Here is a 16882-nt window from a genome sequence, read left to right as displayed (position 1 = left end):
GTCAGATCCCCAACTCTTGACGCTGGCGCTTCAAGTGCTCCGGCATCTCTTTGTAGACGTCTTCGAACATGGTCGCGGCGCTCGGAATCTGGCCGCCGGCAAGGGTGCCGTACTGTTCGGCTTCTTTCTGTGCGGCGATCACTTGGGCTTCGAGCTCGGCGCTGACGGCGGCGTGTTCATCTTCGGACCACTGGCCGATCTTGATCAGGTGCTGCTTGAGGCGCGCAATCGGATCGCCCAGCGGGAAGTGGCTCCAGTCATCGGCCGGACGGTATTTGGACGGATCATCGGAGGTCGAGTGCGGGCCGGCGCGGTAGGTGACCCACTCGATCATGGTCGGGCCGAGGTTGCGGCGCGCACGTTCGGCAGCCCAGGCGGAGGCGGCGTAGACCGCGTAGAAATCGTTGCCGTCGACCCGCAGGGAGGCAATGCCGCAACCGACGCCACGACCGGCGAAGGTGGTGGCTTCACCACCGGCAATCGCCTGGAAGGTGGAAATCGCCCACTGGTTGTTGACCACGTTGAGGATCACCGGCGCGCGGTACACGTGGGCGAACGTCAGGGCGGTGTGGAAGTCCGACTCGGCGGTGGCGCCGTCGCCGATCCACGCCGACGCGATTTTGGTGTCGCCCTTGATCGCCGAGGCCATGCCCCAACCCACGGCTTGCACGAACTGGGTGGCGAGGTTGCCGGAGATGGTGAAGAAACCGGAGTCCTTGACCGAGTACATGATGGGCAACTGACGGCCCTTGAGCGGATCGCGCTCGTTGGACAGCAGCTGGCAGATCAGGTCGACCAACGGCACATCGCGAGCCATCAGGATGCTTTGCTGGCGGTAGGTCGGGAAGCACATGTCGTCGATGTTCAGGGCCAGGGCCTGGGCGCTGCCGATGGCTTCTTCGCCAAGACTCTGCATGTAGAACGACATCTTTTTCTGACGCTGGGCGACCACCATGCGGTTGTCGTAGATGCGGGTCTTGAGCATGGCGCGCATGCCCTTGCGCAGGATCTCCACTGGTACGTTTTCGGCCCATGGGCCGAGGGCATTGCCCTGGTCGTCGAGCACGCGGATCAGGCCACGGGCCAAGTCAGCCGTGTCAGCCGGTTCAACGTCGATTGGGGGTTTGCGCACCGTGCCGGCATCGGTCAGATGCAGGTAAGAGAAGTCGGTTTTACAGCCGGGACGGCCCGAGGGTTCGGGGACGTGCAGGCGCAGCGGTTCATACGCTTGGGTCATGGCTTCTACGCTCGATCTTGTGAATTTCTTGTAGTGAGCTGACAGATTTCGTTCGGTAGAAGAAATCTTGTCCTACAACAATCATAGGCCCGACCAAGAAGAATATTTCTCTCTGTTTCGTTGCGCTAAAGATCATTTGCAGATAAAAAACCTGCATAAACATAAAAAACAGGTGGTTTTGTCTCATGCGCAAACTGGACCGTACCGATATTGGCATTCTCAACAGCCTTCAGGAGAACGCGCGCATCACCAACGCCGACCTCGCGCGTTCGGTGAACCTGTCACCCACGCCGTGTTTCAATCGGGTCAAGGCCATGGAAGAACTGGGGGTGATTCGCGAGCAAGTGACGCTGCTGGATGCCGATCTGTTGGGGCTGCATGTGAATGTGTTCATTCACGTCAGCCTGGAGAAGCAGGTGGAGGAGGCGTTGCAGCATTTCGAAGAAGCGATTTCCGATCGCCCCGAGGTGATGGAGTGCTACCTGATGGCCGGCGATCCGGACTACCTGATCCGGGTGCTGGTGCCGACCATCCAGTCGCTGGAGCGCTTCATGATGGACTTTTTGACCAAGGTGCCGGGGGTGGCGAACATCCGTTCGAGCTTTGCGCTCAAGCAAGTGCGCTATAAAACGGCGCTGCCGTTGCCGGCGAATGGCCTGACCCTCGGCAATTGAGTATCAGGTGCCGTCATAGGTAGTCATATTGATAATCGAGATTAGAAGTAAAAAAAGTTTGTTCGACTGTATAGGTTTGTTCCCAGGGAGCAGGTTCGTTGTCTGGATGAAAAATTAGCGTTGATCCCTCTACCCCATTGGGAGCGACGTCTCGAGGCGAAAAGCCAGGGACATTCGGGTGCTGGTGTTTCCAGCGCTCCCATAACAGATCGAGATAGCAATGATGCAAGAAAAATATTGGGTCGTTGGACGAAGACGCTCCTGCCATATTGCCCCCTATCCATGCATGTACCGGATTGTGCAGTTCCGATTCTGAATAGTTTTCCCAACCGCCCGGCTCCATCCAGTAGGGCGTTCTATTGAGCGCGGACACGACGGCTTCAGCTGACGGCAACGCACCGATCAGCCCAAAGTTGCGGCGTAAGCCTGGGTTGCCTGCTTCCGCGTCCCATACCCTTACTTCGAATTGAGAGTGCTCCCTGGAAAAGGGTCCGCTGGTAACGCGATTGTCTTGTGTATCGTCACCGTTTCCGCCCATGAAGTTTGATGTGAATGGGTTGTCTGCTCCGGTGATTTGCCAGTTCCAGTAGGGCAGGGTAATGCTCCTATCGCCGGCGGCGGCTTGCAGCGCGAGCTCGAATTGACGAATCAGAATGCGGTGCCAAGGGTAAAACAATGGTGAGCGATGCGGGTTGGGGGTAAGTGGGTTGCCTAGTCCCATAGAGTTTTTGTGAATCTGCACAAAGTCATCGTAGCGGCTTTGCTGCCCGGGCCGCAGCACGCTGTTAACGTTGTTTTTCAGCATCAGGATGGCCCCGATGAAGGCGTCTTTCTGTTGTTGCGTCATGTCTCGATGGTTGCGACGAATATCCATATTGCAAAATCTCCATTGGTTGTTTGCCCAATGAAGTCTGAGTTCCTGATGAAAGATATGCCAGTTCACCCCTATCGCCAGAGCTTGTAGGTAAACGCATTCGCGCCGAGCCGTTCGGCGCCTTTTCTTATAGGGTATTTAGCGGAATTTTCAGATAAACCACGCCGTTTTCCTCCGCCGGAGGTAAATTCCCCGCCCGCACATTCACCTGGATCGCCGGTAGCAACAGTGTCGGCATGCCCAGCCCGGCATCACGCCGGGTACGCATCTCGACGAACGCGGTTTCATCGATCCCGTCATGCACATGAATGTTGCTTTTGCGTTGTTCACCGACCGTGGTCTGACAGTGTGCCGACCTGCCGGCCGGCGGGTAGTCGTGACAAACGTAGAGTTTCACGCTGGCGGGGAAGGCCAGCAATTTGTGGATCGAAGCAAACAGTTGATGAGCATTGCCGCCCGGGAAATCGCAGCGTGCGGTACCGACGTCGGGCATGAACATCGTGTCGCCCACCAGAATCACATCGTTGCCGACCAGGTAGGCCATGTCCGCCGGGGTATGGCCGGGCACGTGCAGGGCGGTCGCCTTGAGATTGCCGATCATGAACGATTCGTCTGGGGCGAACAGGTGATCGAACTGGGAACCGTCGACGCGAAAGGATGGCTCCAGATTGAACAGCGCCTTGAACACGTCCTGGACCTTACTGATCGACTCGCCAATGGCGATCTTGCCGCCCAGCTCCCGCCGCAGATAAGGCGCGGCGGACAGATGATCGGCATGGGCGTGGGTTTCCAGCAGCCACTGCACCTGCAGCTTGTGGGCACGGACGAAGGTGATGATTTTGTCAGCCTGGGTCGTCGCGGTGCGCCCGGCGGCACCGTCGTAATCGAGCACCGGGTCGACAATCGCACACTGTCCGCCATCGGCCTCGTAAACCACATAACTGTAGGTCGAGGAGGCGGGGTCGAGGAAAGCTTCAATCAGTGCGGGCATGGACACGAACCTGTGCAGGGTTGGAAAAGTCAGACGGCGAAATTTCAGTCATGGGTTGCAACATTATATGTTTAAACATAATGTTTACAGCTTAAGTGACGTTGAAGGCATCCTGCAAATGCAATCCAGTCTGACCGAATGTGAAGTCACCCAACTGCGCGCCTCGGCCTCCAAGGCGTGTGCGCTGCTCAAGGCACTGGCCAATGAGGATCGCCTGTTGATCCTGTGTCAGCTGACCCAGGGCGAACGCAACGTAGGCGAGCTGGAAAAAATGACCGGCGTGCGTCAACCGACCCTGTCCCAGCAATTGGGGATCCTGCGCGATGAAGGACTGGTCGCCACCCGTCGTGAAGGCAAGTACATTTTTTACGGTCTCGCCAGTCACGAAGTGATCCAGGTGATGAAAACCCTCTCCGGGCTTTATTGCGGGGCCGTGCTTAAAAGCTGGGTTCAACCCTGAATGCCAGTCAACCCACAGGTTTTGTGGTTTGACTCGTAACAATCCTTGCGTGCAGTAAAAGGAACAAGCAATGAACGATCAACACTGGGGCCCATCCATCAGTGCAGATATCGTGGTCATCGGCGGCGGCACGGCGGGCATCGGCTTTGTCGCCAGCCTGCTCAAGCGCAGCCCGCATCTGAACGTCACCGTGATCGAACCCAGCCCCCGGCACTTCTATCAACCGGCCTGGACGCTGGTCGGCGGTGGTGCATACAAGATGGAAAACACTGTGCGGCCGACAGCGTCGGTGATGCCGCGCGGGGCCAATTGGGTGCAGGCTGCCGTGACTGGCATCGATCCTGACAAGCGCCAGCTCACCCTCAGTGATGCGCGCACGGTCAGCTATCTCAATCTGGTCGTCTGCCCCGGCCTGCGCCTGGCCTGGGAGAAAATCGAAGGTCTGGAGGAAGCCCTCGGCCAGCACGGCGTGACCTCGAATTACAGCTACCAGCACGCGACCTACACCTGGGATCAGGTGCAGAAATTGCGCGGCGGCAAGGTGCTGTTCACTCAGCCGGCAATGCCGATCAAATGCGCGGGAGCGCCACAAAAGGCGCTGTACCTGTCCTGCGATCACTGGAACAGAACCGGTGTGCTGAACGACATTGATGTCGAATTCAATTTGGCCGGCGCGGCGCTGTTTGGTGTGGCGACATTTGTCCCGCCGCTGATGAAGTACATCGAGAAATACAAGGCCCGGTTGGCGTTCAACTCGAATCTGGTCAAGGTCGATGGCCCGGCAAAAACCGCATGGTTCGAGGTCAGGGATGCCGATGGCAATGTCGCCCGTCAGGCAAAAACCTTTGACCTGCTGCATGTCGTACCGCCTCAGGTCTCCCCGGATTTCATCGCCCGCAGCGCGCTGGCCGACACCGCCGGGTGGTGCGAGGTCGATCCGCACAGCCTGCAGCATCCGCGGTATCCCGATGTCTTCGCGCTGGGTGATATCTGCGGCACCACGAATGCAAAAACTGCTGCGGCGGTGCGCAAGCAGATCGTGGTGGTCGCCGAAAACCTGCTGGCCTTGCGCAAGCAGCAACCGCTGCCGCTGAAGTACGACGGCTATGGCTCCTGTCCGCTGACGGTGGAGAAGGGCAAGGTGATCCTTGCCGAGTTCGGGTACGCGGGCAAGTTGCTGCCGACCTTTCCCCTTGACCCGACGACCCCGCGCCGCTCGGCGTGGTGGCTGAAGGCGACACTGCTACCGTGGTTCTACTGGAACGGTATGCTCAAGGGCCGCGAGTGGCTGACACGTGTGTCCAGGGTCGACTGAGAACTCCCTATGTTGCTGGCAAGTCTGTTTGGCGTAGTGATGGGGTTGGTGCTCGGCTTGACGGGCGCCGGCGGCGGTATCCTTGCGGTCCCGGCCCTGGTGTTGGGGTTGGGTTGGAGCATGACCCAGGCCGCTCCGGTGGCGTTGTTCGCGGTGGGCAGTGCGGCAGCGGTCGGTGCCATCGACGGCTTGCGCCATGGCCTGGTGCGTTATCGCGCGGCGCTGCTGATCGCGGCCCTGGGTGCGGTTTTTTCGCCGATGGGCATCTACTTCGCCCATCAGTTGCCGGAAAAAATCCTGATGATCCTGTTCAGCCTGTTGATGGTCATGGTGGCCTGGCGAATGTTGCGCCGTGAACGCAAGGATGACGGCCCGAGCGATCATGGGCACGCCAACTGGGGCCAGAAGAACTGCATGCTCGATCAACAGACCGGGCGCTTTTCCTGGACTGCCAAATGCACCGCGACCCTCGCCGCACTCGGTGCGGTGACGGGGGTGGTGTCGGGGTTACTGGGCGTCGGCGGCGGCTTTCTGATCGTCCCGGCGTTCAAGCAACTGACGGATGTGCAAATGCGCGGGATTGTCGCTACCTCGCTGATGGTGATCAGCCTGATTTCCGCCATCGGGGTGATTGGCGCGTTCCATGCCGGTGTGCGCATTGACGGTTCGGGCATTGCCTTCATCGTTTCCAGCATCGTCGGCATGATCATCGGCCGCAGGCTCTGCGCGCGCGTACCGGCGCGGGGGCTGCAGGTCGGGTTTGCCAGCATCTGCGTGGTGGTCGCCGCTTACATGCTGTTCAAAGCCAACGCCTGACCGGTACCGGTTCCTGCGGATGCCAGTCGGGTCCGCAGGCCTACACCCTAAGTTGCGAGCCTCGCCGACCAGCGGTCGTACTTCATAGTGGTCACGCACCGCCGTCCAGTCCAAAGCACCTTAAAACCACCCCCAAGGCAGCGTATGGCGCCGCCGGTCAGGTTTCGATAATCGCCTCCGACACTCAGTCCCCCGTTTCGGAGCGCGCCATGCACAACAATAAGAACGTCACGCATCGTTTTCTGCCTGCCTTCATCGCCAGCCTGTCCGCCCTTGGCCTGAGCCCGCTGGTCGAGGCGGATATCATGCTGTACGACAAGGACCAGACCACGTTCTCCACAGACGGCTACATCAACGCCTTCTACGTGAACAGCGATGTCGATCGCGCTGGCGATCAGTTCGACCGTCGACAGTCGCGGGTCAAGATGGGGTTTCTGCCCAACTACCTGGGGTTCAACATGGGCAAGCAGGTAGACGACCTCAAGCTCGGCGCCCGTGCCTCGTTCTGGGTCACCATCAACGACAGCGAAACCAACGGCACCGACACCGCTATCGATGTGCGGCAGTTCTTCGGCACCGTGGCCAACCCGGAGTGGGGTGAGGTGCTGATCGGCAAGGACTTCGGGCTGTTCGCCCGTTCCAACATCCTGCTCGACGAAATGCTCGCCGGTTATGGTCAGGTCAGCGATACGCTGGGGCTGGTGGATGGCGGCGGGGTGTCGTTCGGCAACATCGGCACCGGTTATCCGTATCCGTTCCCGACCTCGCAGATAACCTATCGCACCCCGGTGATGGACGGTCTGCGCGTGGCGGTCGGCATCATGGACCCGGTGGACACCAACGACAGCAGCCCGACGGGCAAGGCCTATCAGGAAAACCCGCGTACCGAGAGCGAAGTCACCTATCAATTCGACCTGGCGGGGGCAAAGATCTACAGCTGGGTCAACGGCAGCTACCAGACCTCGGACAACACTGATTCCACGGTCGAGACCGTCACCTCCAAGGGTGTCGGTTATGGCGTGCAGGCGAAGATGGGCGGCTTGTCCCTCACCGGGTCGGGTTTCCAGGCCAAGGGCATCAACCCGTTTTTCACCAACAATGCCGGCGAGCCGACCCTGCGCAATGTCGACAGTGACGGCTACCTGATGCAGGGCTCCTACAAACTGGGCAAGAACCGCCTGGCCTTGTCCTACGGCAAGACCAATGACGATGGTAACGGCGTGGTCGGCAGCGGCGCGGACTACGAGACCCGCGGCATCGCGTTGTTCCATGACGTGAACGACAACCTCAAGCTGGTGGCCGAGTACAACCAGTTCGAAATCAATGGCCATGACACCGACGAGCAGAACGAAGACACCGACACCTTTGCCGTGGGTGCGGTGCTGACCTGGTAACCCCGGGAGGTGGCCCTGGCCGTGCGCATCACGGCGAGGGTCGCCACCCGTCTCATCCCATCGAAGCGGCTACCCGCTACCCAAGTAGCATTCGTCGTATCTAACAGACTTCGTACACTCGTGCCTCATACACACGCACCTGCGGGAGGTAAGGATGCAGCAGAGCGAAGGCGTCGTCAGTGCGATGTCCCAGGCCACCGATGCCCGGCAGGTCGCGCAAGAACTGGCACGACAGTTGTTGCATCCGCACCTGGGGTTCGTGCTGTTCTTCTGTTCCGCCGAGTACGACTTGCAGGCGCTGGGCCAGGCCTTGCAGCAAAGCTTCGGCGGCATTCGCCTGGTGGGCTGCACCAGCGCCGGGGAAATCACCCCGCTGGGCTACGGACGCAATTGTGTGACGGCGGTGGGTTTCGATCATCGGCACTTCTCCATCGCGATCGAGCTGATCGACCAGATGGAGCACTTCAGCCTGATCGACGCCCAGCAAATGGTCGAGCGCCTGGTCAGTGGCTGTCGCAGCAACACCCTGGCCCCGATCAAGGGCAACAGCTTTGCCCTGACCTTGCTCGATGGCCTGTCCAGCCGTGAAGAAATGGTCCTGGCGGCCTTGAGCGCGGCATTGGGCGACATTCCGCATTTCGGCGGCTCGGCCGGCGACGATAACTACTTGACCCATACCCATGTGTACTTCGATGGCGAGTTCCACAGCGGCGCGGCCGTGGTGGTGCTGGTCAATACCTGGCTGGATTTCGAAGTGTTCACTACCCACCATGTGTTGCCCCGCGCCGAGAAGCTGGTGGTCACCGGGGCCGACAGCACTTTGCGCCGGGTCTTTGAACTCAATGCCGAGCCGGCCGCCGCCGAGTACGCCCGGCACATCGGCGTGCCGGTGGCGCAACTCGATCACCGGGTCTTCGCCGCGCACCCGTTGGCCGTGCGAATCAACCAGCAGTACTACGTGCGGGCCATCCAGCAGGTGCATCCGGACTTGAGCCTGAGCTTCTACTGCGCCGTGGAAAACGGCATCGTCCTCACCGCCATGACCCCGGGCCCGATGCTGCCGAACCTGCAAAGCCTGTTCGAGGGTTTGCAGGAGCGCCTGGGTGATTTGCTGTTGACCATCGGTTGCGACTGTTTCCTGCGGCGTCTGGAACTCGAAGACGACGGCAGTCTTGATCAGATCGGCACGTTTTTGCGTGAGCAACGGGTGATGGGTTTCAACACCTACGGAGAACAGTTCAATGGCATGCACATCAACCAGACCTTCACCGGCGTTGCCATTGCCCGTGGCCGTGCCCCAGGACATCGCTGAGCTGCAGGCCGAGCTGGCCAGGCTGCGCCTGGAAAACCATAAACTGCAGCGCATCAATGGCGCACTGATCGAACGGGTCGAGTCGGGGGGGACCCGCGGCAACGATCCGTACGCGGCATTCCAGCATTCGGTGGTGTTGGCCGAGCAGGTGCGCGAACGCACCGATGCCCTGAACCAGGCCATGGCTGAACTCAAGGCTGGTAATCATTTGCTCAGCGAGGCCCGCCTGCGCGCGGAAACGGCGCATCAACACCTGATCGATGCCATTGAAAGCATTTCCGACGCCTTCGTCCTGTTCGACGCCGAGCAGCGCATCGTGCTGTTCAACAGTCGGTTCAAGGCGTTCTGGAGCAACAGCCGGGTGCGAATCAATGCGGGCATGCGCCTGACCGAGGTCAAGCGGCTGATGATGAACAACGGCCTGTTCACCGAAGAACCACGCGGGCATGCCGACGAAAACCTGCTTTACCGCCTGCAGAACGGGCGCTGGCTGCAAGTCAGCGAGCGACCGACCCAGGAAGGGGGGCGGGTGATTCTGTTCACCGACATTACCGACGTCAAACTCAGCGAAACCGTACGCCGGGAGCAGGCGGTGGCGCAGAAGTCGCACCTGCTTCAACGGGCAGTCGACAATCTGTCCCAAGGGGTGGCGATGGTCAGCGCCGAGGGCATTCTGGAGTTGTGGAACCGGCGTTTCCTGGAGTTGAGCGGCCTGGCGCCCGTGGCGGCCCATCGTCCGTTTGCCGAAGTAATCGCCGACAGCGAGTTGAACCTGCTGACCCCGGCCAGTCGCGATGGCAACGGACGACCGGTACGCGAATGCGAACAGCGCCTGTACGATGGCCGGGTCCTGGAAATCCGCACCCATGCGTTGCCCGCCGGCGGCTTCGTCAACACCTTCACCGACATTACGGAACGCTATCAGCACGCCGAGGCGCTGAGTGAAAGCGAACACTGGATTCGCCTGATTACCGATCACGTTCCGGCATTGATTGCCTACCTCAATGCCGATCTGGTCTACGAGTTCACCAACAAAGTCTACGAAGAGTGGTACTGCTGGCCCCGTGGCGTGATGCTCGGCCAGAGCCTGCGCGAAGTGCATAGCGAACAGCATTACCAGCGGCTGGAGTCCTACGTGGCCAGGGCACTGGCCGGCGAGAGCGTGACGTTCGAGTTCGCCGAAACCAACGTCAACAACCAGGAGCGCTACATGCTGCGCTCCTATGTGCCCAACCGACTGGCCAGTGGCGAGGTGGTGGGGATTTTCGTGCTGATCCGCGACATCACCGAACGCCGGCGCACCGCCGAGGCGTTGCATCAGGCTTATCAGAACCTTGAGCTGCGGGTGCGCGAGCGCACGGCGGAATTGACCACCCTCAATGACCAACTGCTGCGCGAGATCGATGAGCGTCGCCTGGTCGAGTCACGCTTGCGCGAGGCCAAGCAGGAAGCCGAGCAGGCCAACCTGTCGAAGACCAAGTTCCTCGCCGCCGTCAGCCATGACCTGCTGCAACCGTTGAATGCCGCTCGGCTGTTTACCAGTGCCTTGCTGGAGCGGCGCGAGCCGATGTCCAGCGAAATTCTGGTGCGCAACGTGAGCAACTCCCTGGAAGACGTGGAAAACCTGCTCGGCACCCTGGTGGATATTTCCAAGCTTGATGCGGGGGTGATCAAAGCCGACATTGCGCCGTTTGCCCTCAGTGAACTGCTGGACAACCTGGCCGCCGAATACACCCAGGTGGCGCGCAGTGAAGGCCTGCAACTGCACTTCATCGGCTGTTCGGCGCTGGTGCGCAGTGACATTCAGCTGCTCGCCCGGATTCTGCGCAACCTGCTGAGCAATGCGATTCGCTATACCTACAGTGGTCGCGTGGTGCTTGGGTGCCGGCGGCATCATCAGTGCCTGACGATCGAAGTCTGGGACAGTGGCATGGGCATTGCCGAGCATCGCCTGGAGGAGATTTTCCAGGAGTTCAAGCGCGGTGATGTGCAGCGACCCGATCAGGATCGCGGCTTGGGCCTGGGCCTGGCGATTGTCGAAAAAATTGCCGGCATCCTCGGGCATCGCATTCATGTGCGCTCGTGGCCGGGCCGGGGCTCGATGTTCTCCGTCGAAGTACCGTTGAGCGCCACCGCGCCGAAACCGCCGCCGACGTTACAGATGAGCGAGCCGATGCTTGAGCGCCTGCGGGGTGCGCGGATATGGGTGCTGGACAATGACGCGACCATCTGTGCCGGCATGCGCACCTTGCTGGAGGGGTGGGGGTGTCGGGTGGTGACGGCGCTCTCGGAGGAGGACCTGGCGCGGCAAGTGGACAACTACCACGCCGAGGCTGACCTGCTGATTGCCGATTACCACCTGGACAACGACCGGAATGGTGTCGATGCCGTCGCCCGGATCAATGCCCGGCGCGCGTCACCGGTCCCGGCGATGATGATCACGGCCAACTACAGCAATGAACTCAAGCAGCAGATCCGCGAACTGGGGCACACCCTGATGCACAAGCCGGTGCGGCCGATGAAGCTGAAGACGGCGATGAGTCATTTGCTCGGCAGGCCTTGAGATCCCGGCGTTTTTGCCACCGCTATCGCGAGCAAGCTCTCTCCCACAGGGACAGCATCGTACCTGTGGGGCGAGCTTGCTCGCGATGAGAGCGACGCGGTCTTGACTCAACGCCGCAAATAAGACCCGAAATCAATATCCCCGGCACTCAGGATCGCCTGCACCCGGTTGTGCACGTTGAGCTTGCGCAGGATCGCCGAGACATGGGCCTTGACCGTGGTCTCGGCGATTTCCAGGGTGTAGGCGATCTGCTTGTTCGATTCGCCCTTGGTCATGCGTTCCAGCACCTGCAGTTGTTTGCGGGTCAGGGCCTGGAGCAGTTCGGGCGGGAAGCTCGGAGTGTCGTTCATCCGCCGCTGGGTGCTGCTTTTGGCGGTGCGGATGATGTCCGGGGGCAGGTAGACATTGCCATTGAGAATCTGCTGGATGGCGTCGGTCATCTGTGCGCGTGGTGAAGACTTGGTGATAAAACCCACGGCACCGTAAGTGATGGCTTGCAGCACGATCTGTTTGTCCTGCTCGGCGGAGACAATCACCACCGGAATGGTCGGCGCTTCGTTACGCAGGTTGATCAGGCCATTGAGCCCATGCATGCCGGGCATGTTCAGGTCGAGCAGGATCAGGTCCAGGTCGTCGTGTTCCCGGGTCAGCGCCAGGGCGCTGTCCAGGTCGGCGGTTTCCATCACGTCGCTGCCGGCAAAACCGTCGCTGATGACGTTGTGAATGGCTTCGCGAAACAGCGGGTGATCGTCGGCAATCAGGATTTTGTACATGGCCTTTCACCTCATTATTTTGATTATGGTGTGGCAACTACACGCACGCGTAAAGCTTCAGGGAAAGGGTTCGGGGCTGGCTGGCGAAACCGGCAGATTGGCCGCTTGCCAGGCGTCCAGGCCATCGCGATACCAATACAGAGTCTTATAGCCCATGGTGGCTGCGCGTTTGACCGCATTCCAGCTCAACCAGCAGTCGGAGCGGCAGTAGAAGACCAGCGGTCGCGTCGGGTCGCCGCCAGTCAGTGATTTCAGGTTCCGGGAAAAGTAATCCTGCCAGGCGGGCGTCAGGTCACCGTCGCCGGTATTGGCCAGCCAATGGCTGCCGGGCAGGTTTTCATGGGGCTGGTCTTCGATGAACTGCCCTTGCAGCCACTGACGGCGGTAGACATCGATCAGCACCGGGCGCGGGGTTTGGCCGAGCAGGGTTTGCAGGGCGCGGGTGTCGACGATGGTTGCGCCTTGCAGCTGGTCGGGCGTCGGGCTGCGGTACAGGCCGATGCGATAGCCGTCGGTGGAGAACAGCGCCGTGTCGGCCTGCGCGGTGCTCAGCAGCAGGCCCAGCGACAGGGCGGCGAGAGTAGGGCGCAACAGGCAACGTCGGGCTCGCGGCATGGGTTCGGTCCTTATAGTTATGGACCTATTACATGCCAGTCGGGGGGGCGTTGGGAATGCGACGATAGACAGGGAAACCAGTACTAAAGTAGTAATTTCACCCTGTTCAATGAAGATCCCCTGTGTAGTCAGTTGGATTTGCGCAGGGCCGCATGCTGCGGGTTGAAGGTCAGCACGGCGAGCAGTGCGAACAGCAGCGTCAAACCCGCACACACCGCCAGCGCCAGCGGATTGAAGCGTTCATACAGGGCGAAACGCACCAGTTCCACCGCATGGGTAAAGGGATTCACCGCGCACAGCCAATACAGCCACTGGCTGGCCTCGCGCATCTTCCATAGCGGATATAGCGCCGATGACAGGAAAAACAGCGGGAAGATCACGAAATTCATCACCCCGGCAAAGTTCTCCAGCTGGCGGATCGCGTTCGACAGCAACAGGCCCAGTGCGCTGAGCATCAACGCCACCAGCAACAGGGCCGGCAACGCCAGCAACAGACCCATGGCCGGTGGCCGCACGCCGTAGGCCCAGGCAATCGCCAGGAACGCATACACCTGCAACAACGAAATCAGCGACGTGGCCAGCAGTTTGCTGCACAGCAGAAAGGTTCGGGGCAGGGGGCTGGTCAGCAGCACGCGCATGCTGCCCATCTCGCGGTCGTAGACCATCGACAGTGACCCCTGCATGCCATTGAACAGCAGGATCATGCAGGCCAGCCCGGGAATGATGTAGACCTCGTACGGTATGTAGGTGTCGTAGGGCTCGATGATCGCGATCCCCAGTGCCGCGCGAAAACCGGCGGCGAACACCAGCAGCCACAGTAGCGGCCGCACCAGGGCGCTCAGAAATCGGGTGCGTTGCAGCACAAAGCGCAGCCATTCGCGCAGCACGATACCGCGCAAGCATTGCCAGTAAGCGTTCATTGGACAACCCCTGATGTCGTAAGGCGAGTGAAGGCCGAGCCGAGATCACCGCCGTGCTCCAGGCTCAGGGCATCGGCTTGCCCGCTGGCCACCAGCCGGCCTTGATGCAGGATCAGCAAGTCATCGCTGGGCTGTACTTCGTCGAGCAAATGGGTGGTCCAGAGCACGCTGATGTGCTCCTCGCGACACAGGCTGCGGATGTGCTGGTTGAGCGCCAGGCGACTCGCCGGGTCGAGGCCGACACTGGCTTCATCGAGCAGCAGCAGGCGCGGCTCATGCAACAGGGCGCGGGCAATTTCCACCCGGCGACGATGGCCGCCGTTGAGTTCGCGCACCCGTTCGCGGCGGCGGTCGGTCAGGGCCTGGCGGGCCAGTTCGGCGTCGACCCGAAGGTCGGTCTGACGCCGGGACAGGCCATGCAATGCCGCGTGATAACGCAGGTTCTGCTCGACGCTGAGGTCCAGGTCCAGGGTGCTTTGCTGGAACACCACGCCCAATTGCCTGAGTGCCGGGCGTGCCGCGCTGCGCAATGAACAGCCACCGACGCGGATCTCGCCTTGCTGCAGATCATAGAGCCGGGTCAGCAGGGCAATCAGGGTCGACTTGCCGGCGCCGTTGGGCCCCAGCAGCGCGGCGAAACGCCCGGGTTCCAGGCTGAAACTCACCTTGCGCAAGGCCTCCCGGGAGCCGTAGGCAAAGCTCAGATCGCTGACTTCAAGGGCGCTCATGGCGTCACCACCACACCCCAGGGATAGCGCCCGACCTTCACCGATTTGCTGACCTTGAGGCTGTCGACATCGATCACCGAGACATCGCCGCTGACGCCGTTGGTGGCCAGCAATTGCTTTTGATCCGGGGTGAACGCCATCTGCCAGACCCGTCGCCCCACCAGCAGGTAATCGAGAATCTCGAAGGTTTTGGCGTCGACCACCGCCACATGATTGGCCGGGCCCAGTGCGACGAAACCGTACTTGCCATCGGCGCTGAGCTTGATGCCGACCGGCTGGACCTTGTCCGGGTGCACGCCCTTGATCTGGAAGTTAAGGGTCTTGAGCACGGTGCGGCTGGCCACATCGAGAATGGTCACGGTGCCGCCAATTTCTGCCGAGGCCCAGAGCTTCGCGCCATCGGGGGAGAACTCGACGAAGCGCGGGCGCTGGTCCACCAGGGTGCTGTCGGCCAGGGTCTGGGTGCTGGTGTCGATCCAGTGCAGCATGTTGGTGGTTTCGCTGGTGTTGACCGCCCACTTGCCGTCTGGGCTGACGGCCATACCCTCGGGCTCGACGCCGACGTTTATCTGGCCGAGCACCTTGGAGGTCTCGGTGTCGATCACCGTGACCAGCGCATCGTCTTCGTTGGAGACGTACAACCAGCGATTGTTGGGGTGCAGGGCGAATTGTTCCGGGTCTTTGCCCGAGGGCAGTTCCTTGATGATCTTGCGCGTGGCCACGTCCATCACCTGGACCCGGTCCGAGTCGCTGGCGCAGATGTACAACAACTTATTGTCATGGGACAGCAGCAGGCCGCGAGGGCGCTGGCCGACGGGCAGGGTGTCGGTGACTTGCAGGGTCTGCATGTCGATCAGGCTCAGGTTGTTGTCCTTTTCGTTGGAGACCCAGGCAGTGCTGGCAACGGCATTGCCAGCGGCGAGCAGCAAGGTGCAAGAGAGCAGGGTGCGGCGCATGGCGGATTCCTTATTGTTGTGATGTTCGGATCAGGGAAAGCGGCAGCTGACCTCGGGCTTGTCGTAACCCAGGCTGTCCATCTCGTTGAACGGGTGCAAAAAGCCGTCCTGGGGTGAGGTGCTGACCAGCGCCCGGGGCTGGACAATGGGAATCGGCTGGCGCAACTGGCCGTTCCACGACCGGTAGCTGAGCTTGCGACCCTTGAAACCGTCGAGCGGCAACTGATCGCTGATTTCAAGCGTACGGATCGCCATCGGCTCGGCCTGGCGCAGTTTGCTCACAGCGCTGGCGATACTGCGCACGGCCATCCATGCCGCGAAATCGCGGTCATTCATCCAGCGTCCGGTCAGGGCTTCAAAGCGTTTTTGCAGCTGTGCGGCGCCGTAGGTTTCCACGGTCTTGTGCCAGCCCACCGGGGTCAGGCCTTGAGTGCCGGCGACCGGGCGCGGGTACCAGGTCTGGTAGGGCACGTATTCCCCGAAGTCGCCGCGTTCATCGGCCACCAGCACCACGTCGTACTCGGCGGTCTGGGTGAACAGTGGCATGTCGGCCTGGGCGCTGCGGCGTTGGTCGTTATCAAAGCTCCAGGGTTTTTCCGCCACCAGTTGCAAGCCGAAGCGCTTGGCCGCGCGGCGCAGGGCGGCGGCATAGGCTTGATCATCCGCCGTCGGGCCGACAATCAGCAGCGCCCGCTGCCATTTGCGCAGCACCAGAAACTGAGCCAGCGCATCGGCGAGCATCGCCCGGCTCGGCAAGGTGTGCAGCACGTTCGACAGGCAATCGCTGGTGCGCAGGCTGTCATCGGGGCTACCGGCGTTGAACAGCAAGCTGTCGGGCATTGCTGCACTCAATTGGCGCAGGCTAGTGGCAGGGGCATTCACCACAAACAGGCGCAGGCCCTGTTCATGCTGCGCCTTTGCCGCTTCGAGCAAGGCCTCGGGGCTGTCGACACTGACGCTGACCAGGCTGTAGCCGTGGTTGAGAAAACGCCCGGTGCTGTTGCTGTCGGTGATCGCCAGTTCGGCGCCGCGCAGCCCGGCATCGGTGGGCTCGGGGATGACGTTGGACAGCAAAGGGCCGGGGTCGGGGCGATAACCCAGGTAGCCGATCCGCACCTGCAAGGGCGCATCGGCGGCCTGGCTCTGGGTGGCCAGGCCGGCGGCGCAGGCAATCGCCAGCAGGTAGATCAGGGCGTAAGGGATGAGCTGGCGCATAGGGCACTCCATTACAGGTAGCGCCAGCATAGGAAGCCT

16 protein-coding genes are annotated in these 16882 nt (G+C 61.0%); 7 read left to right on the top strand and 9 right to left on the bottom strand.

Going from position 1 to position 16882, the window contains the following annotated elements; genetic code table 11:
* Position 1: 1 nt before the first annotated feature.
* Complete coding sequence (locus AC3WTM_RS08755; protein WP_102671456.1) at positions 2-1237, bottom strand: 3-methyl-2-oxobutanoate dehydrogenase (2-methylpropanoyl-transferring) subunit alpha; 1236 nt, start codon at positions 1235-1237, stop codon at positions 2-4.
* 185 nt (positions 1238-1422) lie between these two features.
* On the opposite strand from AC3WTM_RS08755, the gene bkdR reads away from it, so the two are divergent.
* Entirely contained in the window at positions 1423-1911 is a 489-nt protein-coding gene (gene bkdR / locus AC3WTM_RS08750; protein ID WP_007976593.1) for a Bkd operon transcriptional regulator BkdR, read from the top strand.
* A 13-nt stretch (positions 1912-1924) separates the two neighbouring features.
* Here bkdR and AC3WTM_RS08745 read toward each other — a convergent pair whose 3' ends face one another.
* Both AC3WTM_RS08745 and AC3WTM_RS08740 read right to left on the bottom strand, forming a co-directional pair.
* Positions 1925-2785, bottom strand: coding sequence for a tyrosinase family protein (locus tag AC3WTM_RS08745; protein ID WP_102671457.1), 861 nt, complete (start codon positions 2783-2785; stop codon positions 1925-1927).
* A gap of 127 nt (positions 2786-2912) precedes the next feature.
* Positions 2913-3776, bottom strand: coding sequence for an MBL fold metallo-hydrolase (locus AC3WTM_RS08740; protein WP_102671458.1), 864 nt, complete (start codon positions 3774-3776; stop codon positions 2913-2915).
* A 118-nt stretch (positions 3777-3894) separates the two neighbouring features.
* Here AC3WTM_RS08740 and AC3WTM_RS08735 point away from each other — a divergent pair, with 118 nt between their 5' ends.
* The 6 genes from AC3WTM_RS08735 (at position 3895) to nahK (ending at position 11636) form a co-directional block, all read left to right on the top strand.
* On the top strand, positions 3895-4236 hold the full coding sequence (locus AC3WTM_RS08735; RefSeq protein ID WP_102671459.1) for an ArsR/SmtB family transcription factor: 342 nt from the start codon (positions 3895-3897) through the stop codon (positions 4234-4236).
* 70 nt (positions 4237-4306) lie between these two features.
* On the top strand, positions 4307-5551 hold the full coding sequence (locus AC3WTM_RS08730) for an NAD(P)/FAD-dependent oxidoreductase (RefSeq protein ID WP_102671460.1): 1245 nt from the start codon (positions 4307-4309) through the stop codon (positions 5549-5551).
* A 9-nt stretch (positions 5552-5560) separates the two neighbouring features.
* Positions 5561-6367 (top strand): sulfite exporter TauE/SafE family protein, encoded by an 807-nt coding sequence (locus AC3WTM_RS08725; protein ID WP_102671461.1) that lies wholly within the window; start codon positions 5561-5563, stop codon positions 6365-6367.
* 209 nt (positions 6368-6576) lie between these two features.
* Complete coding sequence (locus tag AC3WTM_RS08720) at positions 6577-7761, top strand: porin (RefSeq protein WP_090454960.1); 1185 nt, start codon at positions 6577-6579, stop codon at positions 7759-7761.
* A gap of 154 nt (positions 7762-7915) precedes the next feature.
* Positions 7916-9073 (top strand): nitric oxide-sensing protein NosP, encoded by a 1158-nt coding sequence (nosP, locus tag AC3WTM_RS08715; protein ID WP_102671462.1) that lies wholly within the window; start codon positions 7916-7918, stop codon positions 9071-9073.
* Positions 9003-11636: a hybrid sensor histidine kinase/response regulator NahK/ErcS' gene (nahK, locus tag AC3WTM_RS08710; protein ID WP_102671463.1), complete on the top strand. Its 2634-nt coding sequence runs from the start codon at positions 9003-9005 to the stop codon at positions 11634-11636. Before nosP ends, nahK begins: the two co-directional genes overlap by 71 nt.
* Positions 11637-11743: 107 nt before the next feature.
* On the opposite strand, the gene AC3WTM_RS08705 is transcribed toward nahK, so the two are convergent.
* From AC3WTM_RS08705 to AC3WTM_RS08680, 6 genes are all read right to left on the bottom strand, one after another.
* Positions 11744-12409: a response regulator transcription factor gene (locus tag AC3WTM_RS08705; RefSeq protein WP_102671464.1), complete on the bottom strand. Its 666-nt coding sequence runs from the start codon at positions 12407-12409 to the stop codon at positions 11744-11746.
* Between the two features lie 57 nt (positions 12410-12466).
* Positions 12467-13024 (bottom strand): PQQ-dependent catabolism-associated CXXCW motif protein, encoded by a 558-nt coding sequence (locus AC3WTM_RS08700; protein WP_102671465.1) that lies wholly within the window; start codon positions 13022-13024, stop codon positions 12467-12469.
* A 128-nt stretch (positions 13025-13152) separates the two neighbouring features.
* Positions 13153-13944, bottom strand: coding sequence for an ABC transporter permease (locus tag AC3WTM_RS08695; RefSeq protein ID WP_102671466.1), 792 nt, complete (start codon positions 13942-13944; stop codon positions 13153-13155).
* Entirely contained in the window at positions 13941-14672 is a 732-nt protein-coding gene (locus AC3WTM_RS08690; protein WP_102671467.1) for an ABC transporter ATP-binding protein, read from the bottom strand. Before AC3WTM_RS08690 ends, AC3WTM_RS08695 begins: the two co-directional genes overlap by 4 nt.
* A complete protein-coding gene (locus tag AC3WTM_RS08685; protein WP_102671468.1) occupies positions 14669-15628 on the bottom strand; it encodes a YVTN family beta-propeller repeat protein in 960 nt (319 codons plus the stop codon). The genes AC3WTM_RS08690 and AC3WTM_RS08685 overlap by 4 nt, the downstream gene beginning before the upstream one ends.
* A gap of 30 nt (positions 15629-15658) precedes the next feature.
* Complete coding sequence (locus AC3WTM_RS08680) at positions 15659-16843, bottom strand: ABC transporter substrate-binding protein (protein WP_102671469.1); 1185 nt, start codon at positions 16841-16843, stop codon at positions 15659-15661.
* Positions 16844-16882 lie beyond the last annotated feature (39 nt).

It is taken from the genome of Pseudomonas sp. EU05-FHT14B02 (genome assembly GCF_058791055.1).
The sequence above is the reverse complement of the archived record's forward strand: the minus strand, read 5'-3'. Positions and strand labels throughout refer to the sequence as shown.